26 protein-coding genes are annotated in these 20,483 nt (G+C 68.6%); 13 read left to right on the top strand and 13 right to left on the bottom strand.

Annotated elements, in window-relative coordinates; all coding sequences use genetic code 11:
* The first annotated feature begins 56 nt into the window (after positions 1–56).
* The 4 genes from rpsR (at position 57) to FFF93_RS16670 (ending at position 1,989) form a co-directional block, all read left to right on the top strand.
* The gene (rpsR, locus tag FFF93_RS16685; RefSeq protein ID WP_003800144.1) at positions 57–296 is read left to right on the top strand and encodes a 30S ribosomal protein S18; all 240 of its coding nucleotides are present in this window, start codon (positions 57–59) and stop codon (positions 294–296) included.
* Between the two features lie 17 nt (positions 297–313).
* A complete protein-coding gene (rplI, locus tag FFF93_RS16680) occupies positions 314–766 on the top strand; it encodes a 50S ribosomal protein L9 (protein WP_056736830.1) in 453 nt (150 codons plus the stop codon).
* Positions 767–962: 196 nt separating this feature from the next.
* Positions 963–1,589, top strand: coding sequence for an FMN reductase (locus FFF93_RS16675; RefSeq protein WP_138767936.1), 627 nt, complete (start codon positions 963–965; stop codon positions 1,587–1,589).
* Between the two features lie 76 nt (positions 1,590–1,665).
* Complete coding sequence (locus FFF93_RS16670; protein WP_138767937.1) at positions 1,666–1,989, top strand: zf-TFIIB domain-containing protein; 324 nt, start codon at positions 1,666–1,668, stop codon at positions 1,987–1,989.
* A 25-nt stretch (positions 1,990–2,014) separates the two neighbouring features.
* On the opposite strand, the gene FFF93_RS16665 is transcribed toward FFF93_RS16670, so the two are convergent.
* Together FFF93_RS16665 and FFF93_RS16660 are read right to left on the bottom strand one after the other, a co-directional pair.
* On the bottom strand, positions 2,015–2,590 hold the full coding sequence (locus FFF93_RS16665; RefSeq protein WP_138767938.1) for a hypothetical protein: 576 nt from the start codon (positions 2,588–2,590) through the stop codon (positions 2,015–2,017).
* Between the two features lie 3 nt (positions 2,591–2,593).
* The gene (locus tag FFF93_RS16660) at positions 2,594–3,061 is read right to left on the bottom strand and encodes a hypothetical protein (RefSeq protein ID WP_186372190.1); all 468 of its coding nucleotides are present in this window, start codon (positions 3,059–3,061) and stop codon (positions 2,594–2,596) included.
* A 625-nt stretch (positions 3,062–3,686) separates the two neighbouring features.
* Here FFF93_RS16660 and dnaB point away from each other — a divergent pair.
* The gene (dnaB, locus tag FFF93_RS16655) at positions 3,687–5,069 is read left to right on the top strand and encodes a replicative DNA helicase (RefSeq protein ID WP_138767940.1); all 1,383 of its coding nucleotides are present in this window, start codon (positions 3,687–3,689) and stop codon (positions 5,067–5,069) included.
* Here dnaB and FFF93_RS16650 read toward each other — a convergent pair.
* Together FFF93_RS16650 and FFF93_RS16645 are read right to left on the bottom strand one after the other, a co-directional pair.
* On the bottom strand, positions 5,066–6,025 hold the full coding sequence (locus tag FFF93_RS16650) for an acyl-CoA thioesterase (RefSeq protein WP_138767941.1): 960 nt from the start codon (positions 6,023–6,025) through the stop codon (positions 5,066–5,068). The genes dnaB and FFF93_RS16650 overlap by 4 nt on opposite strands.
* Positions 6,026–6,169: 144 nt before the next feature.
* The gene (locus FFF93_RS16645; protein WP_138767942.1) at positions 6,170–6,604 is read right to left on the bottom strand and encodes a DoxX family protein; all 435 of its coding nucleotides are present in this window, start codon (positions 6,602–6,604) and stop codon (positions 6,170–6,172) included.
* 173 nt (positions 6,605–6,777) lie between these two features.
* Between FFF93_RS16645 and FFF93_RS16640 the strand changes: the two genes are divergently transcribed.
* The 3 genes from FFF93_RS16640 to FFF93_RS16630 all read left to right on the top strand — a co-directional run bounded on the left by FFF93_RS16640 (position 6,778) and on the right by FFF93_RS16630 (position 9,231).
* Entirely contained in the window at positions 6,778–8,130 is a 1,353-nt protein-coding gene (locus tag FFF93_RS16640) for an MATE family efflux transporter (protein ID WP_186372189.1), read from the top strand.
* A gap of 74 nt (positions 8,131–8,204) precedes the next feature.
* Positions 8,205–8,798: a hypothetical protein gene (locus tag FFF93_RS16635; RefSeq protein ID WP_138767943.1), complete on the top strand. Its 594-nt coding sequence runs from the start codon at positions 8,205–8,207 to the stop codon at positions 8,796–8,798.
* Between the two features lie 85 nt (positions 8,799–8,883).
* Positions 8,884–9,231, top strand: coding sequence for a hypothetical protein (locus FFF93_RS16630; RefSeq protein ID WP_138767944.1), 348 nt, complete (start codon positions 8,884–8,886; stop codon positions 9,229–9,231).
* On the opposite strand, the gene FFF93_RS16625 is transcribed toward FFF93_RS16630, so the two are convergent.
* Complete coding sequence (locus FFF93_RS16625; protein ID WP_138767945.1) at positions 9,228–9,770, bottom strand: CGNR zinc finger domain-containing protein; 543 nt, start codon at positions 9,768–9,770, stop codon at positions 9,228–9,230. The genes FFF93_RS16630 and FFF93_RS16625 overlap by 4 nt on opposite strands.
* Positions 9,771–9,935: 165 nt before the next feature.
* On the opposite strand from FFF93_RS16625, the gene FFF93_RS16620 reads away from it, so the two are divergent.
* Positions 9,936–10,886: a DMT family transporter gene (locus tag FFF93_RS16620; protein WP_138770298.1), complete on the top strand. Its 951-nt coding sequence runs from the start codon at positions 9,936–9,938 to the stop codon at positions 10,884–10,886.
* 74 nt (positions 10,887–10,960) lie between these two features.
* On the opposite strand, the gene FFF93_RS16615 is transcribed toward FFF93_RS16620, so the two are convergent.
* From FFF93_RS16615 to FFF93_RS16590, 6 genes are all read right to left on the bottom strand, one after another.
* On the bottom strand, positions 10,961–11,227 hold the full coding sequence (locus tag FFF93_RS16615) for a WXG100 family type VII secretion target (RefSeq protein WP_138767946.1): 267 nt from the start codon (positions 11,225–11,227) through the stop codon (positions 10,961–10,963).
* Positions 11,228–11,371: 144 nt separating this feature from the next.
* Complete coding sequence (locus FFF93_RS16610) at positions 11,372–13,636, bottom strand: cation-translocating P-type ATPase (RefSeq protein WP_138767947.1); 2,265 nt, start codon at positions 13,634–13,636, stop codon at positions 11,372–11,374.
* 51 nt (positions 13,637–13,687) lie between these two features.
* On the bottom strand, positions 13,688–13,918 hold the full coding sequence (locus FFF93_RS16605) for a heavy-metal-associated domain-containing protein (protein ID WP_138767948.1): 231 nt from the start codon (positions 13,916–13,918) through the stop codon (positions 13,688–13,690).
* 73 nt (positions 13,919–13,991) lie between these two features.
* Positions 13,992–14,339, bottom strand: coding sequence for a metal-sensitive transcriptional regulator (locus FFF93_RS16600; protein ID WP_138767949.1), 348 nt, complete (start codon positions 14,337–14,339; stop codon positions 13,992–13,994).
* A gap of 238 nt (positions 14,340–14,577) precedes the next feature.
* Positions 14,578–15,177, bottom strand: a complete 600-nt coding sequence (locus FFF93_RS16595; protein ID WP_261375204.1) for a DinB family protein — start codon at positions 15,175–15,177, stop codon at positions 14,578–14,580.
* Complete coding sequence (locus FFF93_RS16590; RefSeq protein ID WP_138767950.1) at positions 15,167–15,676, bottom strand: universal stress protein; 510 nt, start codon at positions 15,674–15,676, stop codon at positions 15,167–15,169. Before FFF93_RS16590 ends, FFF93_RS16595 begins: the two co-directional genes overlap by 11 nt.
* Positions 15,677–15,789: 113 nt before the next feature.
* On the opposite strand from FFF93_RS16590, the gene FFF93_RS16585 reads away from it, so the two are divergent.
* From FFF93_RS16585 to FFF93_RS16575, 3 genes are read left to right on the top strand one after another with little or no spacing between them, the layout of a single operon-like run.
* The gene (locus FFF93_RS16585) at positions 15,790–15,990 is read left to right on the top strand and encodes a hypothetical protein (protein ID WP_138767951.1); all 201 of its coding nucleotides are present in this window, start codon (positions 15,790–15,792) and stop codon (positions 15,988–15,990) included.
* A gap of 50 nt (positions 15,991–16,040) precedes the next feature.
* On the top strand, positions 16,041–17,192 hold the full coding sequence (locus tag FFF93_RS16580) for a sialidase family protein (protein ID WP_138767952.1): 1,152 nt from the start codon (positions 16,041–16,043) through the stop codon (positions 17,190–17,192).
* Between the two features lie 9 nt (positions 17,193–17,201).
* Positions 17,202–17,489, top strand: coding sequence for a MoaD/ThiS family protein (locus FFF93_RS16575; RefSeq protein WP_138767953.1), 288 nt, complete (start codon positions 17,202–17,204; stop codon positions 17,487–17,489).
* A gap of 4 nt (positions 17,490–17,493) precedes the next feature.
* On the opposite strand, the gene FFF93_RS16570 is transcribed toward FFF93_RS16575, so the two are convergent.
* Positions 17,494–17,730 carry a hypothetical protein gene (locus FFF93_RS16570; RefSeq protein WP_138767954.1) on the bottom strand — a complete coding sequence of 79 codons (237 nt, stop codon included), beginning with the start codon at positions 17,728–17,730 and terminating at the stop codon, positions 17,494–17,496.
* 185 nt (positions 17,731–17,915) lie between these two features.
* Here FFF93_RS16570 and FFF93_RS16565 point away from each other — a divergent pair, with 185 nt between their 5' ends.
* Positions 17,916–19,010 (top strand): ATP-dependent DNA ligase, encoded by a 1,095-nt coding sequence (locus tag FFF93_RS16565; RefSeq protein ID WP_138767955.1) that lies wholly within the window; start codon positions 17,916–17,918, stop codon positions 19,008–19,010.
* 37 nt (positions 19,011–19,047) lie between these two features.
* Here FFF93_RS16565 and FFF93_RS16560 read toward each other — a convergent pair whose 3' ends face one another.
* Positions 19,048–20,367: an MFS transporter gene (locus FFF93_RS16560; protein ID WP_138767956.1), complete on the bottom strand. Its 1,320-nt coding sequence runs from the start codon at positions 20,365–20,367 to the stop codon at positions 19,048–19,050.
* Positions 20,368–20,483: the final 116 nt, after the last annotated feature.

The raw sequence follows: 20,483 nt of genomic DNA, 5'->3' as shown, positions 1-20,483 counted from the left end.
ATCACCACCATCCCGTGGATCAATATCCACGGGCTCCATCGAATAGGAGCTCCACGATGGCTAAGGCTGAACTCCGTAAGCCCAAACCAAAGTCCAACCCCTTGAAGGCCGCTGACATCACTGTCATCGACTACAAGGACGTAGCATTGCTGCGCAAGTTCATCTCCGACCGCGGAAAGATCCGCGCCCGTCGCGTCACTGGCGTCACGGTGCAGGAACAGCGCAAGATCGCCCAGGCAATCAAGAACGCCCGCGAAGTTGCTCTGCTGCCTTACTCCGGCGCTGGCCGCGGCTAAGGAAGGGATTAACTAACATGGCAAAGCTCATTCTGACCCACGAAGTAACCGGTCTCGGTGCTGCTGGCGACGTTGTCGAGGTCAAGGACGGTTACGCACGTAACTACCTGCTGCCCCGCAACTTCGCCCTGACCTGGTCGAAGGGTGGCGAGAAGCAGGTTGAATCCATCAAGGCTGCCCGTGCCGCCCGCGAGCACGCTTCCCTGGAAGACGCTCAGAAGCAGGCCGCTGCGCTGCAGGCCAAGCCGGTCAAGCTCGTTGTCAAGGCTGGCGAGACCGGACGCCTGTTCGGCACCGTCAAGCAGGGCGACGTGGCCGACGCTGTTGAGGCCGCAGGCCTTGGCCGCATCGACAAGCGCAAGGTTGAACTGCCGGCTCACATCAAGTCGACCGGTTCCTACCAGGCCAACGTCCGTCTTCACGACGACGTGTCCGCTGTGATCGAGCTCGACGTCGTTGCAGGTAAGTAGTCTTTTCGACTGACTGAACTGCACAGGAGGCCCTCGCCTCCGGATTCCCTTGGGAACCGGACGCGGGGGCCTTCCGCGTTTAACCCCGGCGCCGTGGACGGTGGCAGGGAATAAACGGGTGATGCCGCCGCTTCTACAGGTAGATGCAAATGCATGTAGTGGCATTGCAGATCTGGATCCGAACTAGGAGTACACCGTGGAAACCCGCCGTATCACCGTTCTCTCCGCCGGACTCGGCGTCCCGTCGTCAAGCCGCCTACTGGCGGACCAGCTGGCGGCTTCGGCCGAACGCCAGCTGACCAACGCGGGCTACGCTGTGACGGTCGACGTCGTCGAACTGCGGGATCTGGCCGTTGAGATCGCCAATAACTTCGTGACCGGCTACGCTGCGCCGCGCCTGGCCGAGGTGATCGCCGGGGTGGAGGCTTCCGACGGCATCATCGCCGTCAGCCCGGTCTTCAGCGCGTCCTACAGCGGATTGTTCAAGTCGTTCATCGACGTGCTGGACCCCAAGTCGCTGGACGGCAAGGCCGTGTTGCTGGGCGCCACCGGCGGCACCGACCGGCATCAGATGGTGCTGGACTACGCGATGCGCCCTCTCTTCAGCTACCTGCGCACCCGGACCGCCGCCACGGGCGTCTTCGCCGGGCCCCAGGACTGGGGAACGACCGGCGACGGCGGCACCCCGCTCTCGGCGAGGATCGAGCGGGCGGCGGGGGAGTTCACCCGCCTGCTCGACGGTGCGCAGCCGCGGCAGCAGCAGGCGCCGCTGGAGTCACTGCCGTTCGAGCAGTTGCTCGCCGGCATCTCCGCCGGCAACTAGCGGAGCCGCCGGCCACCCGCCGCTGCCTTGGCCGTCCGGGCTGAACTTATTCGATGCCCGGGTCGTTGTGCGGTACATGAAATGTCCCCTGGATTCCGTAGACCTGGTAATGACCGAACGTAGCGGCGTGGAAATTGATTACTGCCCGCAGTGCCGCGGGGTGTGGCTGGACCGCGGCGAACTGGACAAGATCATCGATCGGGCGGCGGACAGTTACCGCGGCCCCGGCCCGGTCGCACCCGCGCCCGCCGCGGCGCCGACCCCGCCGGGGCACATTCCGCCGCCTCTCTACAACCTGGATCCGCGCCGGAATGACCGTCGCCCGGATGACCGGCGCTTTGACGACCACCGCCGGCCAAAGAAAAAGGAAGGCTGGCTGGGGGACCTGTTCGACTTTTAGGCGCTGCGCGTCGCAGTGCAGCCGGTCATTCTTCGAGCAGCGCGATGAACTCGCGGGCCTGCTTCAGGGAAATGTCCGAGTGCCGGGTCAGCGCGGCCGCCGCGCCCTCGGTGTCGCCGCTCCTGGCCAGCGTGCGGATCCGGCCGTAAATCTCGTCGTTGAGCATGTTGCTGCTGACCTCGCGGGTGATCTCTCCCTTGCTCGCAATCGCCCGGTACCGGTAGGGAAAGCGCTGCGGCGCGTCCTCGTCGTCGTCGTGGGCGGGCTGCTCGGGCGCCTGCCGGGGCCGGTACGGCTGCGGGTGGGCGGCCAGGGCTCCAACCGCGTCCCGGGAGGCCCGGAGGCCCTCGCCGGTGGCTTCCAAGTAGAGCTTGATGGCTGCCATGGCCTGGCCCTGCGCGATCAGGGCGTACAGCCGGCGGTGCTGCTCCTGATCCAGCTTCGCCGCGGCCGTGCGGGCAAGCTCCGCCGAATTGCGGATGGGCTGTGGGGCCTCGTCCGGCCGGGCGGCCGGACGGCGGCGCCCCACGGCGCGGGCGGCCAGGACGACGGCGACGCCCGCGAACACGAGGATCAAGAGGGGGACGAGCAGGGCTTCCATGGGCTACAGCCGATCTACGTAATTCTTGGCGGTCAAGAGGTCTGAATGGGTGGCCTGGCGCAGCAGCCTGATCGCTTGCATCTTGTGCCCGGAGCGAGCCAGGGACTGGAGCTGCAGGGTGAACTGGGGGCTGAGCTGGCCGCCGGGCAGCACGGCACCCATGTGACCGGGCCGTCCCGCGTCGCTGAAGGAGCCTGGCCGGGCGCCCAGGGCCGCGCGGGCGTGCTCCTCCTGCTGCGATTGCTGCTGTGCGTTCTGGCTGGGGCGGGTTGAGGCATCCACACGCGCCCGTGCGGCCATGGCGGCCCTCACCTGGGCCTCGTAATGGGCACGTGAGCGCACGGCCAGTTCCAGCTGGTACCGCTCGGCGTCGGAGATGCCGAGGTTGCGTGGTTTCAGTGCCGCGGCTACTGCCCACAGGATGCCTGCGAGGATGAGGGCAGGCAGCATGACTATCAAGACGTCGCCCATGGCCACAGCTTATGCCAGATAGCAGTTATCCACAGCACATTCTGGGTTTCGCATACAAGCCGCGGTCAGGGCCGTCAATTCCGCCCCTTCCGGTGACAAACATCACAAAATTCGCATATTTGCGTCGGCCTGTGGCCTCCGTACGCCGCCGCTATCCCCAGCCGCCGGGTGCAAGCTGTGGATGAAACTTGGTGCAATTTCTTTTTCGTCCACAAGGAAAACGGTGTATTTCCGCAGGTCAGCGGCATGTTAGGCGGCAAAGTATTCTTCTATCCACAGCCGTTCCCACAGGCTGTGCACAAGCAGGGGCCGTTAGTCCACAACTTATCCACAGGGGTGCGGGGAAGCCGGGTTGGAGCCTGCCCGATCGGGGGCTAACGTTGCGGGTGTCCAGCCGCGGCGGCACCGACTTCCGGTCCCGCTGCGAGGTGCCGGGCGGGCTGGCACCGCATGGCCGGCGCAGCTCCTGCGGGCAGGTCAAAAAGTCGGTGCGGGCTGATAGGAAGTAAGCGGCGGGCGCCTGGGGGCCCGGGGCACGTTTCGCTGCAACGCGGGCACCACAACAGATGGCTTAAACGCCGGCGGGGAACGCGACACCGCCGGAACACTATGAAGGACGGCAGTTTTGTCAGTTACGCATCTTGACTCGGTTGAGGGCACCCGGGGGGCCGAAGGCAGCCGCAAGCCGCCGCAGGACATCCCCGCCGAACAGTCCGTGCTGGGCGGCATGATGCTGTCCAAGGATGCCATCGCGGACGTTGTGGAAATCCTGCGCGGCCAGGACTTCTACCGCCCGGCGCACGAGACCGTCTACGAGGCCATCATCGACCTCTACGGCCGCGGCGAGCCCGCCGATGCCGTGACCGTGTCGGATGAGCTGACCAAGCGGGGCGAAATCAACCGGATCGGCGGCCCGGCCTACCTCCACGAGCTGATCCAGACCGTTCCCACCGCGGCCAATGCCGGCTACTACGCCGAGATTGTGGCCGAACGGGCCGTCCTCCGCCGGCTGGTCAATGCGGGCACCAAGATCGTCCAGCTCGGCTACGGCCAGGACGGCGAGGTGGAGGACCTGGTCAACCAGGCGCAGGCGGAGGTCTACGCCGTGGCCGAGCGCCGCACCGCCGAGGACTACGTCGTCCTCAAGGACGTCATGGAATCGACAGTGGATGAGATCGAGGCGTCCGGGCACCGCGGCGAAGGCATGGTGGGCGTCCCCACCGGCTTCTATGAACTCGACGAACTGACCCACGGCCTGCACCCGGGCCAGATGATCGTTATCGCCGCCCGTCCCGCCGTCGGCAAGTCCACGTTCGCGCTGGACTTCGCCCGCTCCGCGGCCATCAAGAACAACCTCGCCACGGTCATGTTTTCGCTCGAAATGGGCCGGAACGAAATCGCGATGCGCCTGCTCTCGGCGGAGGCCACGATCGGCCTGCAGGACCTTCGCAAGGGCACCATCAAGGACGAGCAATGGTCCAAGATCGCCACCACCATGGGCCGGATGAACGATGCCCCGCTGTTCATCGATGACAGCCCCAATATGTCGCTGATGGAAATCCGCGCCAAGTGCCGCCGGCTGAAGCAGCAGCACGACCTAAAGCTGGTCATCCTCGACTACCTGCAGCTCATGAGCTCGGGCAAGAAGGTCGAATCCCGCCAGCAGGAAGTCTCGGAGTTCTCCCGCGCACTCAAGCTGCTGGCCAAAGAACTGCAGGTTCCCGTCATCGCGCTGTCGCAGCTGAACCGTGGCTCCGAGCAGCGCCAGGACAAGCGTCCGATGGTCTCCGACCTGCGCGAGTCCGGCTCGATCGAGCAGGACGCCGACATGGTCATCCTGCTGCACCGCGAAGACGTCTACGACAAGGAGTCCCCGCGCGCCGGCGAGGCGGACATCCTGATCGCCAAGCACCGCAACGGTCCCACCAAGGACATCGTGGTGGCGTTCCAGGGCCACTACTCCCGCTTCGCCAACATGGCGGGCGATGCCGGCGGCGGAGGCTTCTAGAGCAGGTGGTTGGGCAGCCGGTTTCCGGGTGCCCGGCCCCTGATCTCCAGCAGCTCCCGGGCATGCGCGTGCAGCCGCTTATCCTCCGCGGAGACCGGAACCCACCTCGGGACCGGCACGGAGGTCCCGTTCTCGTCCCGGGCCACCATGACGGTCAGGCAGTACGTGGTGAGGTTCAGTTCGTGCCCCTTGGGATCGCCGGAGCGGACGTGGACGGCAATGTGCATGCCCTTCGTCCCGGTGTAGACCAGCCGGGCCTCCACCTCCACGAGGTGGCCGATGAGCAGCGGCCGGTAGAACCGCACGCCGCCGGAGAAGACCGCCACCGTGTCCATCCCGCAGTAGCGTGAGGCGCACACGTAGGCGGCCTCGTCGATCCACTTCATGACGATTCCGCCGTGGACCTTGCCGCCCCAGTTCACGTCCGTGGGGGCCGCCATGAACCGCAGCGTAACGCGTTCGGCGGTTCCGGCGTCGGTGTATTCCTGCCCGCTCATGGCCTGGACGATGTCCTCGCGGACCTTGATCCGCGCCAGCGCGTGGTCGCGCTGCTCGATCTCGGCCGGCGTCGACGGTTCATACTGCGGCACCGGAATCGGTTTGCCGTCCTCGCCCACGGCCACGAAGATCACCATGCACTGGCTGCGCATTGTGGCGGGGCTGCCCTTGGGATCGCCGGAGGAGACGACGGTCCGGATGTGCATGGAGGAACGGCCGGTGTAGGCGATGGTTGCCGTGACCTCCACCATGTCGCCGCTGTTCACCGGATCCGCGAAGTGGATATTCCCCACATAGGCGGTCACGCAGTAGGACTTCGCCCAGCCGACGGCGGCGGCGTAGGCTGCCTTGTCCACCCACTCGAGCACCGTCCCGGCGTCCACGGAGCCGCTGTGGCCGACGTCCGTGGGGGCGGCAAGGAAGCGCAGGGTGACGGCGTTGGCGGAAGTCTCACTCATGGAAGTGAGTGTACTGACCGGCTGCCACACCGCCTCGGGGCCACCGACATAATCGCGGCGCCGGGCGCCACACAGACCGCCACCGACGACGGCGGGCGGCCACCGTAAGATGACTGCCCGCCGTCGTGCGCGTTGGATCCGGGGCTACGCCAGGGCGCTGAGCTTGGATCCGCTGCGGCCAAAGACGGCCTTGTCGACGGATACCCGACCGGCGCCGACGAGCGCTACGGCGAGGGCCGCGGCGGCCAGGAGCAGCACCAGCTCATAGCCGCCCGCGGCGGCAAATATGCCCGCCGGCGCATGCACCAGGAACAGGGCGCCCAGCATGTCCAGGGCGAGGAGCACTGCGAACACGCGGGTCAGCACGCCGAGGATCAGGGCGACGCCGCCGACAAGTTCCAGGGTGGCGATGACCGGGGCGACGAGGTTTGCGGCCGGGACACCCATTTGCACGAAGGCGGCCTGAGTACCGGGAATGGTGAATTCGTTGAATTTCTGCCAGCCGTGGGCGGCGAACAGGAAGCCGGTGACGACGCGCAGGATCGTGCGGGCCGCGGTGGTGAGTGTGGGCTGGTTCATGACATACCGTTCTGACGATGGGAAAGCCGGGGGCGGGTCAACTCTTTAGTTGAAGATTCAAGTTATATTGTGCTCACACTTAGTTGAAAAGTCAACTAATGAGGCCCGCGGTGACAGCGGGGTGGGACAGGGGTGACGCCGGAGGACGCCGGGAGGGCCGCTAGGGTGGTTCCGTGCCAGAACCAGCCCCGGCCCCAGCAACGCTGACGCCCCACGCCCGCCGGCGGGAAATCCTCCGCCTTGCCGTTCCCGCGTTCGGGGCGCTGGTCGCGGAGCCGCTGTTCCTGCTGGCCGACTCCGCCATCGTCGGACACCTGGGTGTGGCCGAGCTCGCCGGTGTCGGGCTGGCCTCCGCCGTGCTGCATACCGCGGTGGGGCTGATGGTGTTCCTGGCCTACTCCACAACCCCGGCGGTGGCGCGGGCGGTCGGCAACGGGCAGCTGACCCGGGCCCTGGCGGCCGGACGTGACGGCGTGTGGCTCGCCCTGGTGCTGGGTGTCGCCCTGGCCGCGGCCGGATTCTTCGCCGCTGAACCGCTGCTGGACCTGATGGGTGCCCGCGGCGAGGTGCGGACCTTTGCCGTGGACTACCTGCGCTGGTCCATGCCCGGCCTCGTGGCAATGCTGCTCGTCTTTGCCGGGACCGGTGTCCTGCGGGGCCTGCAGGACACCCGGACGCCGCTGGCCGTGGCTGCGGCCGGCTTCACCGCGAACATCGCGCTGAACTTTTTCCTGGTCTACGGCGTGCGGCTCTCTGTCACCGGCTCGGCCGTGGGCACCAGCATCGCCCAGTGGGCCATGGCCCTGGCCTATGTCGCGATGGTCCAACGCAACGCGCGCAACCATGGGGTGTCCCTGCGCCCGGACTGGCACGGCATCCGGGCGCTGGCCCGGGTGGGCTCGTGGCTGATGCTGCGGACGCTCAGCCTCCGCATCGCCATCCTTGCCACCGTGCTGGTGGCCACGGCCCAGGGGCCGGTCAACCTGGCTGCGCACCAGCTCGCCATGACCATCTTCACCTTCCTCGCGTTCGCCCTGGACGCCCTCGCGATTGCCGCCCAGGCGCTTATCGGCAAGGAACTTGGGGCCGCCCGACCGGCCGCCGCCCGCGAGCTGACCGGAACCATGGTCCGCTGGGGACTTGGCTTCGGCGCGCTGACCGGAGTCCTGCTCGCCGCCGCCGCGCCGTGGGCCGGGCTGCTGTTCACGCCCGATGACGGCGTCCGGTCCGCCCTCACGCTCGCCCTGTGGGTCCTCGCCGCCGGGCAACCGCTCGCGGGCTACGTCTTTGTCCTCGACGGGGTGCTGATCGGGGCCGGTGACGCGCGGTACCTGGCGATCGCCGGCGTCGTGAATCTCGCCGCCTACCTGCCCCTGCTCCTGGCGGTCCAGCTCTCCGGTTCCGCCGGCGGCCCGGCGCTGCTCTGGCTGTGGGCCGCCTTCTCGCTCGGCTACATGCTGGCCCGCGCGCTCACGCTGGGGCTGCGGGCCCGCACGGACCGCTGGATGCTGCTCGGCGCCCGCTGATGCCGTGGCCGCAGGCCGGTGCGGGCGGCGGGCGGACGGTGCGGCCGGGATCCGGAAGCCCCTAAACTGGACGGGTGACTCTCCCCGCAGCCCCCCACGCCGCCACTGCCCAGCCCGCCGCCACGGACCTCTGGAAGCCCGTCCTGGTCCGGGCCGCCGTCGCGCTGGCGTTCGGCGCCGTCACGGTGTTCTGGGCGGCGCCGTCCGTCTCGGGCATGGGCTGGGCGGGCGGTCTCTACCTGCTCGCCAGCGGCGTGGTGCTGGTCTGGAGCGTCAAGAAGACCGGATTGCCGCACGGGACGGGCACCGCCAAGGCCCTCGCCGCCGCCGGTGCGGTGCTCACGGGCACCGGTGCGGCCGTCGGGCTGATCCCCGGAAGCCTGGTCTTCGGCATCGTCGGCGCCCTCGGCCTGGGGCTCGCCGGCGCCGCGGAGCTGTACCTCGGCCTGGCCACCCGCCGCCGCTCGGTGCTGGCGCGCGACTGGATCGCCTCCGGCGTGGTCGGCCTCGGCACCGCCGCGGCGCTGCCCTTCTTCATCGAGCTCGGTCCGCACGCGCTGCTGGGCGTGGCCGGCGGCGGCGCCATCATCAGCGGCGTGCTGTGGACCCTGGCCGGACTGACCCTGCGGCACGATGCGCGGGGCGTTTCCGCGGAGGCCGTAAACTAGGAGGGACAGGTTCTACCCTGCGTAGAACAACCGCGGTATCACGACTGCCACGCCTGCCCGGCGCTGGCGGCAGGAGGAAAGCACCTTGGCAGAGCAGAAATCAGGAGCACGCCGCAGTCTGCGGACCTCGGTCAAGGGACCGCTGATGTTCTCCGCGTTCTGGGCAGTGCTGGCCTTTGTCGCCGTCCTGATCTTCGCCTCCGGGGGCAGCGCCAAAGCGCCCCGCTTCGACCTCGCCTTTACCGGCGCCGGCATCGCCTTCATCGTCACGCTCGTGATCGCCGCCATGCTTTCGATGAGTTACAAGGACAACGCCGAGCACCTGGGCAAGGGGTCCGGCGTCAACCTCAGCTCCAAGCGGCCGTCGTCGTCCCACGGCCACTCCGGCGCGCAGCCGGCCCCGGACGCTGACGAGGCCGGCGAAATCCGCTAGGACGCCGCCTTCCGTGCACGGTAGGCAGCGACGTGCGCGCGGTTGGCGCAGTTTCCGGTGTCACAGTAGCGCTTGGAACGGTTCCGGCTGAGATCCAGCACGACGGCGTCGCAGTCGTCCGCGGCGCAGACCAGCATCCGCTGCATTTCCTTGCTGCGGATTACGTCCACCAGGGCCATCGCTGCCTCGGTGCTCATCCGGTCGGCCAGCGGCGCCTCGGGGCTGGTGGCGTGCAGGTGCCAGTCCCAGCCGTCGTGCTTCATGAGTTGCGGCAGGGCCCTGGCCTCGCGCAGCAGCCGGTTAACGGTCTCCACGGCGGTGGCTTCGTCGGCCAGCCACAGTTCGGCCAGCTCGGCGCGCAACCGGTGCACGCTCGCCAGCTCCCCGGCGTCCCGGGTCCGTGAGCCGCTGAAGCCCTCGGCCTCGAGGAAGCGGTCCAGGTCCGCGACGGTGGACAGTTGCTCTTCACCGTTGGCGGCCGTGTTGATCAGGCCGACCACCGAGCGCAGCGCAACTTCCGTGTCAGGGGCAAAAACCATCTTGACTCCTTACGTTGTCCGGGCGTACTGTCATGACCATAACCCCACTTTACTCCTGACAGGAGGCAGCCCGTGTCTGCCGCACGCCGCCCCGCCGGGGCCCAGGCCACGAACCAGCCCGCGTTCCGCGGCGCCGACAACTCCCGGCCGGACGCGCCAGGCTTCCTGGCCTCGGGGCTCGGGGTGGCGTTGTTTTCCTCGGCCGTGTTCGGACTTTCCGGTTCCTTCGCCAAGGCGCTCCTGGAGACGGGCTGGACCCCCGGTGCCGCCGTGACGGCCCGGCTCACCGGAGCCGCGCTGGTCCTGGCGGTCCCGGCCGTCGCCGCCCTGCGGGGCCGCTGGCATCAGCTCCGGAACAACTGGCTCACGGTGCTGCTGTTCGGCCTGATCGGCGTGGCCGCGTGCCAGCTGTTCTACTTCAATGCGGTTGCGCGGCTGTCGGTCGGCGTTGCGCTCCTGCTCGAATACCTTGCCCCGGTCATCATTGTGCTGTGGCTCTGGGCGGCCAGCCGGAAGCGGCCGAGGCCGCTCACGATTGCGGGCACGCTGCTCTCGCTCGCCGGACTGGTCCTGGTGCTGGACCTCACCGGGGCGGTGAAAATCGACGTCGCCGGCGTGCTGTGGGGGATCGCGGCCGCGGTCTGCCTGGCCATCTACTTCTTCATCACGGCCAAGGAGAATGACACGCTCCCGCCGATCGTGCTGGCCTCGGGGGGACTCATGGTGGGTGCGCTGGTGATGTGGCTTGCGGCGGCGACCGGGCTGCTGCCGATGGCCGCCAGCACCTCCGACACGCGGCTTGGCCCCTGGGTCACGCCCTGGTGGGTGGCGCTGGGCGGCCTGGTTGTCCTGGCCACCGTGCTCGCCTACGTCTCCGGCGTCGTGGCCGCGCGGGCGCTGGGCTCAAAGGTGGCATCCTTCGTCTCACTGACCGAGGTGCTGTTCGCCGTCATCTGGGCCTGGCTGCTGCTCGGCGAGCTTCCCGGCCCGGTCCAACTCCTCGGCGGCCTGCTGATTGTCGGCGGGGTGGTGCTGGTCCGGCTGGATGAACTGCGGCGCCCGGCCGCCCTGGCCGCCGAACTCGACCACGCGAACGACGTCGAACCCGTCCCCTGAGCGGCGGCGGCGGCCGCAGCGGCAAACGGCCCGGACGCGGCGTGCGTCCGGGCCGTTCGCTGCACTCTGGGTGCCTAGCGGGAGGAGGCGCTTTCCTGGTCGGCGGCGTTGCGGGTGGCCTGCTGGCTGGCCTGCTGCAGGGCCTGCGAGACCCGGGTGAGGGCGGCCATGTGCTCGCCGTTCCACTCGTTCCGGAACTTGTCCGCATCCGGGCCCATCCACTGGGTTCCGGCCAGGACCTTGGTCAGCATCGACTTCTGGTTCTCGATCTCCTGCGAACCGGCCTGCAGCTTCGACCCAAGAGTCTTGAGCTGAGCAACATCTGCACCCCAAATAGCCATTCGAAAAATCTCCTTCAGTTCACCGGACCCGAAACCTGTCGGCATCCCCAGCGGCCTCCGGCTGCTCCGGAAGATCCATTGCCTAGAACCTACCCCGCCCCGCAAAAAACTGTCGATGGGCAGCCCTCCCCATTGGGCGGCGGGCTACTTGCCGAAGCTGCGGAGCCGCAGCGAGTTGGCGACCACCAGCACGGAGCTCGCCGCCATTGCCGCGCCGGCAATCATCGGATTGAGCAGGCCCAGCGCGGCCACCGGGATGCCGACCGCGTTGTAGAAGAAGGCCCAGAACAGGTTCGTCTTGATCGTGGCCAGCGTCCGGCGGGACAGCTCAATGGCCTGTCCGACCTGCCGCAGGTCGTTGCCCATCACGGTCAGGTCCGCGGCTTCGATGGCGACGTCCGTGCCGGAGCCCATGGCGATGCCCAGATCCGCCTGCGCCAGGGCCGCGGCGTCGTTCACGCCGTCGCCGGCCATTGCCACCGTGGCCCCGCCGGCCTGCAGTTTCCGGACCGCGTCCACCTTGCCCTTGGGCAGGACGCCCGCGAAGACGTCCTCCGGCGGGATGCCGACGGCGGCGGCAACCTGGCCGGCCACAGCGGCGTTGTCTCCGGTCAGCAGGATGGGTCGCAGGCCCAGTTCGCGGAGCCGGGCAATGGCCGCCGCGGAGCCGGGCTTCAGCGTGTCCCGCAGGCTGATGATGCCGGCCGGTTCCCCGTCGACGGCCACCCAGATGGCGGTGGCTCCGGCCGCCTCGGCGGCGGACAGGGCCTCCCGCTGCGCTCCGGAGACCGCGACGCCGTTCTCCTGCAGCCAGCCGGACCGGCCCACCGTAACGAGACGCCCGTCCACGCTGCCGCGCACGCCGCCGCCGGGGGCCGAATGGAAGTCGGTGACTGCGGGCAGCCGAGCGGCGTCGCCGGACCCGTGCCCGCCGGTGAGTGCCGCCGCGGCGATGGCCCGGGCGACGGGATGTTCGGAGGCGGCTTCTGCCGCACCCGCGAGCCGCAGGACCTCGCTTTCGCCGAACGGAGCGAAGGCGCGGGTGCCGTCGACGGCGAGGTGGCCGGTCGTGACCGTGCCCGTTTTGTCCAGCAGGATGGTATCCACGGTGCGGGTGTCTTCGAGTACCTGCGGACCCTTGATCAGGATGCCCAGCTGGGCACCGCGTCCGGTCCCGGTGAGCAGGCCGACCGGGGTGGCCAGGCCCAGCGCGCACGGGCAGGCGATGACCAGCACAGCGACGGCGGCGGTGAAGGCGGCGCGGAGCTCGGCGTCGCTGACGGCCGGTCCGGCCGCGAGCAGCCAGACGCCGAAAGTGACCGCGGCGAGGACGAGGACCATCGGGACGAAGACGGCGCTGATCCGGTCCGCGAGCCGGGCAATTGGCGCCTTTCCGGACTGCGCCTGGGAGACCAGCCGGCCCATCTGGGCCAGTGTCGTGTCAGCGCCCACCCTGGTGGCGCGGACCAGGAGCCGCCCGGAGGTGTTGATCGTGGCGCCGGTGACCTGGCTGTCCGGTCCGACTTCGACCGGCACCGATTCCCCGGTGACGAGGGAGGCGTCGACGGCGGACGAGCCCTCGATGACCACGCCGTCGGTGGCGATCTTCTCGCCGGGGCGGACGACGACGACGTCCCCGACCCGGAGCCGGTCGGCGGGCACCTTGAACTCCAGGCCGTCCCGGAGGACGGTGGCGTCCTTGGCGCCCAGGTCCAGCAGGGCCTTAAGCGCGTCGCCGGCCTTCTGCTTGGCGTTGGCCTCCAGGTAGCGGCCGAGCAGCAGGAAAGTGGTGACGACGGCGGCGACCTCGAAGTACAGTGCGCCGGCTCCCATGCCTTCCATGCCCGGGTGCTCGGTGAGCCTGGGATCGGCCAGGAGCTGCCACGCGGAGAAGGCGTAAGCGGAAGTGACGCCGATCGACACGAGCGTGTCCATGGTGGACGACAGATGCCGGGCGTTTACGGCGGCGGCCCGGTGGAACGGCCAGGCCGCCCAGCTGACCACCGGCAAAGCCAGGGCGCCGGCAACCCAGCCCCAGTTCGGGAACTGGAGGGCCGGGAACATGGAAATCAGGAACACGGGGACGGTCAGGGCCGCCGCGGCCACCAGTCGTGGCCTCAGCGTTGCCGCCGGGCCCGCGGCCGCCGCCTCGGCCGCCGTCTCATGCGGTGTTCGGAGCGTGGCCTTGTAGCCGGCGGCATTCACGGTGGCGGTGATTTGCTCGTCCGTGATGCCGGCCGGAACGGTGACCCGGGCGGACTCGAGCGGCAGGTTGACCGAGGCGGTGACGCCGTCGAGCTTTCCGAGCTTGCGTTCGACCCGCCCCACACAGGAGGCGCAGGTCATGCCCTCGATGTCGAGTTCAATCACCCGGCTTCCGGGCTGGTCCAGCAGCTGCGCGTTGCTCACGGTATGTTTCCCTTCAGTCCTGCCTGGTAAATGTCCGGCCCGGTGGCGGGCTCAGGCCTCGTTTGCTACCACCAGGTAGCCGGCTTCGGCGACTGCTTCGCCGATTTCGGAAGGCGAGAGCGGCTTCGCGGAGGTGATCGTCACGGTGGAGATGCCGCCGGCGTTGAGGTCGACGTCGACGCTTTCGACGCCGGCGAGGGACTCAAGTTCTTCGGAGACGGAGGAGACGCAGTGTCCGCAGGTCATGCCGGATACCTCGATGGTGGTGGAAACGGTGCTCATGGCTTGCTCCTTGGTGGGGGACTGGTGGTTCATCAGCCCGGTCGTTTGGTGCGGGGTGTGGTTGGTGTTGCCGCTACCGCAGCAGGCGCCCGATGGCATCGGTGGCCTCCTTCACTTTGAAGTCGATGGCTTCCGCCCGGAGTGCAGGATCCGGCTCGGCCGCCGCGCCGACCACACAGTGGCCGATGTGCTCTTCAACCAGCCCGAGGCTGACGGCGTGCAGGGCCTTGGTGACGGCGGCAACCTGGGTGAGGATGTCGATGCAGTACTTGTCCTCATCGACCATCCGGGCGATGCCGCGGACCTGTCCCTCGATCCGTTTGAGCCGCTTGAGGTAGGCGTCCTTGTTGGCGGAGTAGCCGTGCTGCTGGGGCGCGGCGTCGTCCAGGGCGGCCGTGGCGGAGGTCTGGGACTCGTTCATGCCCCCAACCTATACCCCATGGGGGTATCTGACAAGTACCCTCCAGGGGTATCGTCGCGGGGCGCGGAAGGGGCCGCGCAACGGGACTCGGCCGGCCGGAAATTAAAGAGCTCCGGAGTGCGTTATTGGGGGATACGCACTCCGGAGCAGCTATGGGGTAGGGGGTTTCCCGCCTACGAATACAACCTTACTTGGCGGTAGCGACGATGCGCCAGCACCTCGAATAACTACTTTCGCTTTATTTTCCCGGGGCGGGCCGGGGGCTGAATTTCCGGGAAGCAGGGGCATCCGGTGACAGCTGGCCGGCATGGAAATCGAAGTGCTCAATCGGGTAGGCGTAGATATCCGCCAGGGACATCGTCAGCCGGAAGAACGGATCCCAGCGCTCGGGAAAAGACATGCTGCGGCCCAAGTCCTCAGGAGCCTCGCTCGCCAGGCGGCGTTCCAGGGCCGAGGTGACGCGGCGGAGTTTGGCGGCCATCCTGCGGTGGTTGAACACGCGGGCGCCGGCCTTGGAGCCCCAGTAGTTGACGACGTCGAACGGTGCCGTCCCGGAGTTGAGCAGCCGCGCGAAGCCGCGGTTGACGGGAAGCGGCAGCCGGCCAAAGACGCGCACCATCGGCAGCAGCGCCAGCACCACCATGTAGCCGAACACCATGTGGTACAGCAGTTCCTCGTTGCTCCAGCGGGTTCCCGCGCTGCGCCGCCGCAGCCACTCCGGGGTGGCGGAGGCCAGGCAGGCTTCCAAGTCGTTGCAGTTTCGGTGGTAGCCAGCCGCCACGGCCGCCCGGTCGAGGCGGTCCGGTTGGCCGCCGGGAGCTGCGGGTTCAGGGAGCACGGCGGGTTTTGCCGGGTCCGGGGGCCCGCGTGGGGACGATCAGGATGGGCCGGTCCTGGTGGTGGCTGAGCCAGGCGGCCACAGAGCCGTTGAGGGCGGCGGTGATCCGGTGCCCCAGCCCGGGTTCGGGGGTGCCCACCACGATCATCGCCGCGCCGGCGTCGGCCGCCAGCCGCCCGAGGGCCCTGGCCGGATCCCCCCCCAGGGTCCGCAGGGTCCATTCGACGCCGTGGCCCTCGCACACAGCGGCAATGTCGGACCGCAGGCGTTCCGTTTGCTTCCGGATCTCCTCGTTATCCGCCTCGGGGTGCAGCGACAACCGGTGGGCGGAACGGGCCGGATCCCACTCGACCAGGTAGCTGGCCTCGTCCACGAACGCGCAGAGCAGTGGCGCGGCAAGGACCCCGGCCAGCGTTACGGCGGTTTCGAGCACCTCCGGAGGCTGTCCCGGGAGGACGCCGACAACCAGCGGTGCGTGGGGCGTGCGCTCTGCGGGCATAGTCCATTCTTGCCCCGCGGCCGCCTGCCCGGCTAGGGCCATCCTCCCCGAAACAGCCCTTGATCGGCCCTCCCGCCGGACCTACCGTTGAAGGACAGCGGAAGGCGGGCAGCGTGGAAATCTATATGTGGTGGCTGGACCTGGACCTCGCCAGCAAGGAGTGGCTGCGGGAGAACCTGCGTGCCGCGGAGCTGCCGCTGCCGGTGCTGCAGGGCATCGCCGAGGCCGGCGGCCCGCACCCGGACAGGGCCACCGGGGTGCTGAGCGACGCCGATTGGGACTTCGTCGAGACCCAGTCCGAGTTCGTCGACTGAATGGGCTTAAACCATTGCGGCGGCCGGGCCGGGGTGGTTGCATGTAGGGCATGGCTACCGCAGAGAGTTATGTCCTGGCGATTGGAACCAAGAAGGGCCTGTGGCTGGCAACCAGCCGGGACCGCCAAAACTGGTCGCTGTCCGGCCCCCATTTCCTGATGAGCGAGATCCCCAGCATCGGCATCGATACCCGCGAGGGCCGGACGCGGATCCTGGTCGGGGTCCGCTCGGAGCACTGGGGACCCACCGTCTTCCACTCCGATGACCTCGGCGAAACCTGGCACGAGCCCGAAAACGGCGCCATTCGATTCCCCGAGGACACCGACGCCGCACTGGAGCGCGTCTGGCAGATCCACCCCGACGCCGAGTCCCGCCCCGGTGTCGTCTGGGCCGGCTGCGAGCCGATTTCCGTCTGGAAGTCCACCGACGGCGGTGAACACTTCGAACTCAACCGCGGCCTTTGGGACCACCCGCACCGCAGCGAATGGGGGGCCGGCTACGGCGGTGCCGCCGCCCACTCGATCGTCGTCAACCCCGACGGTGACAAGGTGCACGTGGCGATGAGCACCGGCGGGGTCTACCGCTCGGTCGACGGCGGCACCTCCTGGGAGCCGCGGAACAAGGGGATCTCCGCACGCTTCAACCCCGACCCCTACCCCGAATTCGGCCAGTGCGTCCATAAGATCGCGGCGGACGCCGCCGTCGACGGCCGCCTGTACGCCCAGAACCACCACGGCGTCTACCGCAGCGACGACGACGCCGAAAGCTGGGAGTCGATTGCCGAGGGGCTGCCGGCGGACTTTGGCTTTGTTATGCTCACGCACCCGCGCCGCGCCGGCACGGCCTGGGTCATCCCGCTCAAGGCCGACGGCGAACGGATTCCGCCGGAAGGGAAGCTGGCCGTGCACCGGACGGACGACGCCGGGGCGCACTGGAAACGGCTGGATCACGGCCTCCCGCAGGCCGATTTCAATGCCGTGCTGCGCGACGCGGCCTGCGTCGATGCGGCCGAACCCGCCGGCGTCTACTTCGGGACCCGCGGCGGCAGCGTCTACGCCAGTGCCGACGAAGGCGAACACTTCACTGAGGTCGCATCGCACCTGCCCGACGTACTCTGCGTCCGGGCCGCGGCGCTCACCGGCGCTCCGGCGACCGGCGCCCAGGACGACGGCGCCCTCGCCGCGGCCGAGGTTTCCGCGTGAGGCGTCCCTTTGCCTGACATCACCGTGGTGCTGCCCAGCGTCCTGCAGCCGCTGGCCGGCGGGCAGTCCATCCTGACTGCGCCCGCCGAGGGGGCCGTAACGGTGCGGTGGCTGCTGGATACGGTGGCCGGTGACTTTCCCGCGCTGTCCCGGCGGCTGCGGGACGAAACCGGTGCTGTCCGCCGTTTCGTGAATATCTACGTCAACGGGAACGAAATCCGGCGCCTGCAGGGTCTGGGCACGGAGGTGGCGCCGGGCCAGGAAGTGCTGATCATCCAGTCCGTCGCCGGCGGCTAGCCGGTCAGGCCACCCGCCAGAGGCTGCATTCGTCCGTGTTGACGGCCTTGCGCGTGCCCGACTGCCGGTCCAGGATCCAGACGACGCCGATTCCCGGTGCCGTTTCCTGCACGCAGCCGCGGCGGATCACGACGTCGTCGTAGTTCGGGCCGACGCGCAGCCGGGCCTCGATCTCGTCGCCGCGGTGCAGCTGGTCAAGGGCGCGGACTCTGGTTATGTGGGCTTTGGCTTCCTTCAACATGGCTGGCCTCCTGGACTGGAGCTGGTGCCTGCTCTTGCCGGCACTTCCAGTGTCCGGCGCCAATGTTGCCGCCGCGTTTCCGCCCGGTAAGCGCTGGGTTAGTTTTGCGGGGCCGCCCCGGCAGCCGTCCGGGCCGGGCATCCGGGGGATCGACGCGGGCGTTCCCCCGCGCCAGAATAGGGCCCATGCAACTGCCCCTGATGCCCCCGATCGCACCTATGCTGGCGAAGGCGGTCAGCGCCCTGCCCGAGGGCCCGATGAGCTTTGAGCCCAAGTGGGACGGATTCCGGTCCATCATCTTCCGCGACGGCGACGAGGTGGAGATCGGCAGCCGCAATGGCAAGCCCCTGACCCGCTACTTTCCGGAGCTGGTGGAGGCCCTGAAGCTGAACCTCCCGCCCCGCTGTGTGCTCGACGGCGAGATCGTGCTGGTGGGGGCCTCGGGGGACCGCCTTGACTTCGACGCGCTCCAGCAGCGGATCCACCCCGCCGCGAGCCGGGTCCGCCTGCTCGCTGACCAGACCCCCGCGAGCTTTGTCGCCTTCGACCTGCTGGCCCTGGACGACGAGGATTTCACCGCCCGGCCGTTCGAGGAGCGCCGGGCGGCTCTTGAGGTGGCGCTCGCCCGCTGCGCCGCGCCGGTGCACCTCACCGCCGCGACCCGGGACCGGGACACCGCGGGACGGTGGTTCCGGCAGTTCGAGGGCGCCGGCCTGGACGGGATCGTGGCCAAGGCGCTTGCCTCCAGCTACCAGCCGGACAAACGCACGATGTTTAAGGTCAAGCACGAGCGCACGGCGGATTGTGTCCTCGCCGGGTACAGGGTGCACACCTCGGGCCCGGACCGGATCGGTTCGCTGCTGCTGGGGCTGTACGACGGCGACGGCGTCCTCGCCAGCGTCGGGGTGGTGGGCGCATTTCCGATGCAGCGCCGCAAGGAACTGTTTGAGGAGCTCCAGCCGCTGGTCACCGACTTTTCCGACCACCCGTGGGCGTGGGCCCGGCAGGAGGAGGGGGCGCGGACGCCGCGCAACGCCGAAGGGAGCCGGTGGAGCGGGAACAAGGACCTGGGTTTTACGCCGCTGCGCCCGGAGCGGGTGGTCGAGGTGAAGTACGACCACATGGAGGGCGAGCGGTTCCGGCACACCACCCAGTTCGTCCGGTGGCGGCCGGACCGGGAGCCCGGTTCCTGCACCTACGCGCAGCTGGAGGAGCCCGTCAGCTATGACCTGGCCGCGGTGCTGGGTGCCGGCGGCCCGGGGACGGCGGACGGCGGCTGAACCTCCCGCCGTCGGGGACGCCGTCGCCTTCCGTCCGTCAGCGCAGGCCGAGTTCCTTGGTGGGAACCTTGAAGGTTTCCTGGGCGGTCAGTGCAGAGACGGCGGCAATGACGCAGATGATGCCGGTGAAGATGGTGATCTGGACCCAGCCGCCTGGCTTGATGCCGCCCATGGCCGCGACGATTGCCGGGGCGAAGCCCGCCATCAGGAAGCCGAGCTGGGTGCCGATCGCCAGTCCGGAGAAGCGGACCTTGGTGCTGAACATCTCGGCGTAGAAGGAGGGCCAGACGGCGTTGGAGGCCGCGTAGCCGAAGGAGAAGAAGCCGATGGCGGCCAGGAACATCAGCGGGACACTGCCGGATTCGAGGCTGAGCAGGAACACCGGGGTCAGCACCGCGCTGGAGAGCGCGCCGTAGATGAAGACCGGCTTGCGGCCGATCCGGTCGGCCAGCTTGCCGAAGAGCGGTTGGGTGCCGAGGGCGACCAGGTTGGCGCCCACCACCAGCCAGAGTGTGACGGTGCCGTCCACATTGGCGACGTTCTTGGCGTAGCTGATCGCCAGGGTCCCGAACACGGTGGAGACGGCGGCGATGAAGGCACAGGCCACCACGCGCAGCACGTCGCGCCAGTGGTGCTTGAGCAGGTCGGCGACGGGGAGCTTGGAGATCTGGGCGCTCTTCTGTGCTTCCTCGAAGGCCGGCGGCTCGTGCAGGGTGCGGCGGATGAAGAACGCGACCACCACGACGACGGCGCTGAGCCAGAACGGGATGCGCCAGCCGATGCCGTACTTGATCTCGTCCGGCAGCGCCAGGACGGGGATGAAGACCAGGGCGGCGAGAATCTGGCCGCCCTGGGTGCCGGTCAGGGTCCAGGAGGTGAAGAAGGAACGGCGGTTGTCCGGGGCGTGCTCCAGGGTCATGGAGGAGGCGCCGGCCTGCTCGCCGGCGGCGGAGAGGCCCTGGCAGAGCCGGGCGATCACCAGCAGCACGGGTGCCCACCAGCCGACGGTCTTGAAGTCCGGCAGGCAGCCGATCACGAACGTGGAGGCGCCCATCAGCAGCAGCGTGAACATCAGGACCTTCCTGCGGCCCACCCGGTCACCGAAGTGGCCCAGGATCACGGCGCCCACCGGGCGTGCCACGTAGGCGAAGCCAAAGGTGGCGAAGGACATGATCGCGGCGTTCGCGTCGGCGTCCGGGAAGAAGACTTTCGGGAAGATCAGGGCGGCGGCGGAACCGAAAATGAAGAAGTCGTAGTACTCGACGGCGCTTCCCAGGAAGCTGGCGAGGGCTGCCTTCTTTGGTGTCCCGGCCGGTGCGGCAGTGCCCGGCGTCGTAGACGGGAGTGTCTGGCTCATGGTGTTCCTTTGTGTGACGACGTTGTCGCGGATGGATCGGGAAGGTCTCACCGGCCGGTGGCTTTAGGTGTGAGGCAGCCGGTGGACCGAGGAAAGACCCGGACTAGTAGCCACAT

Source organism: Arthrobacter sp. KBS0702, assembly GCF_005937985.2.
In the GTDB taxonomy this organism is placed as follows: Bacteria; Actinomycetota; Actinomycetes; order Actinomycetales; family Micrococcaceae; genus Arthrobacter.
This window is presented reverse-complemented; position numbering and strand designations above follow the sequence as displayed.

Bases quoted from the DNA above. Each gene is read 5' to 3' on its own strand.
- rpsR (WP_003800144.1), top strand. From the start codon at position 57: ATGGCTAAGGCTGAACTCCGTAAGCCCAAACCAAAGTCCAACCCCTTG.
- rplI (WP_056736830.1), top strand. From the start codon at position 314: ATGGCAAAGCTCATTCTGACCCACGAAGTAACCGGTCTCGGTGCTGCT.
- FFF93_RS16670 (WP_138767937.1), top strand. From the start codon at position 1,666: ATGAAATGTCCCCTGGATTCCGTAGACCTGGTAATGACCGAACGTAGC.
- FFF93_RS16665 (WP_138767938.1), bottom strand. From the start codon at position 2,590: ATGGAAGCCCTGCTCGTCCCCCTCTTGATCCTCGTGTTCGCGGGCGTC.
- FFF93_RS16660 (WP_186372190.1), bottom strand. From the start codon at position 3,061: ATGGGCGACGTCTTGATAGTCATGCTGCCTGCCCTCATCCTCGCAGGC.
- FFF93_RS16650 (WP_138767941.1), bottom strand. From the start codon at position 6,025: ATGAGTGAGACTTCCGCCAACGCCGTCACCCTGCGCTTCCTTGCCGCC.
- FFF93_RS16645 (WP_138767942.1), bottom strand. From the start codon at position 6,604: ATGAACCAGCCCACACTCACCACCGCGGCCCGCACGATCCTGCGCGTC.
- FFF93_RS16625 (WP_138767945.1), bottom strand. From the start codon at position 9,770: ATGGTTTTTGCCCCTGACACGGAAGTTGCGCTGCGCTCGGTGGTCGGC.
- FFF93_RS16615 (WP_138767946.1), bottom strand. From the start codon at position 11,227: ATGGCTATTTGGGGTGCAGATGTTGCTCAGCTCAAGACTCTTGGGTCG.
- FFF93_RS16605 (WP_138767948.1), bottom strand. From the start codon at position 13,918: ATGAGCACCGTTTCCACCACCATCGAGGTATCCGGCATGACCTGCGGA.
- FFF93_RS16600 (WP_138767949.1), bottom strand. From the start codon at position 14,339: ATGAACGAGTCCCAGACCTCCGCCACGGCCGCCCTGGACGACGCCGCG.
- FFF93_RS16590 (WP_138767950.1), bottom strand. From the start codon at position 15,676: ATGCCCGCAGAGCGCACGCCCCACGCACCGCTGGTTGTCGGCGTCCTC.
- FFF93_RS16580 (WP_138767952.1), top strand. From the start codon at position 16,041: ATGGCTACCGCAGAGAGTTATGTCCTGGCGATTGGAACCAAGAAGGGC.
- FFF93_RS16570 (WP_138767954.1), bottom strand. From the start codon at position 17,730: ATGTTGAAGGAAGCCAAAGCCCACATAACCAGAGTCCGCGCCCTTGAC.
- FFF93_RS16565 (WP_138767955.1), top strand. From the start codon at position 17,916: ATGCAACTGCCCCTGATGCCCCCGATCGCACCTATGCTGGCGAAGGCG.
- FFF93_RS16560 (WP_138767956.1), bottom strand. From the start codon at position 20,367: ATGAGCCAGACACTCCCGTCTACGACGCCGGGCACTGCCGCACCGGCC.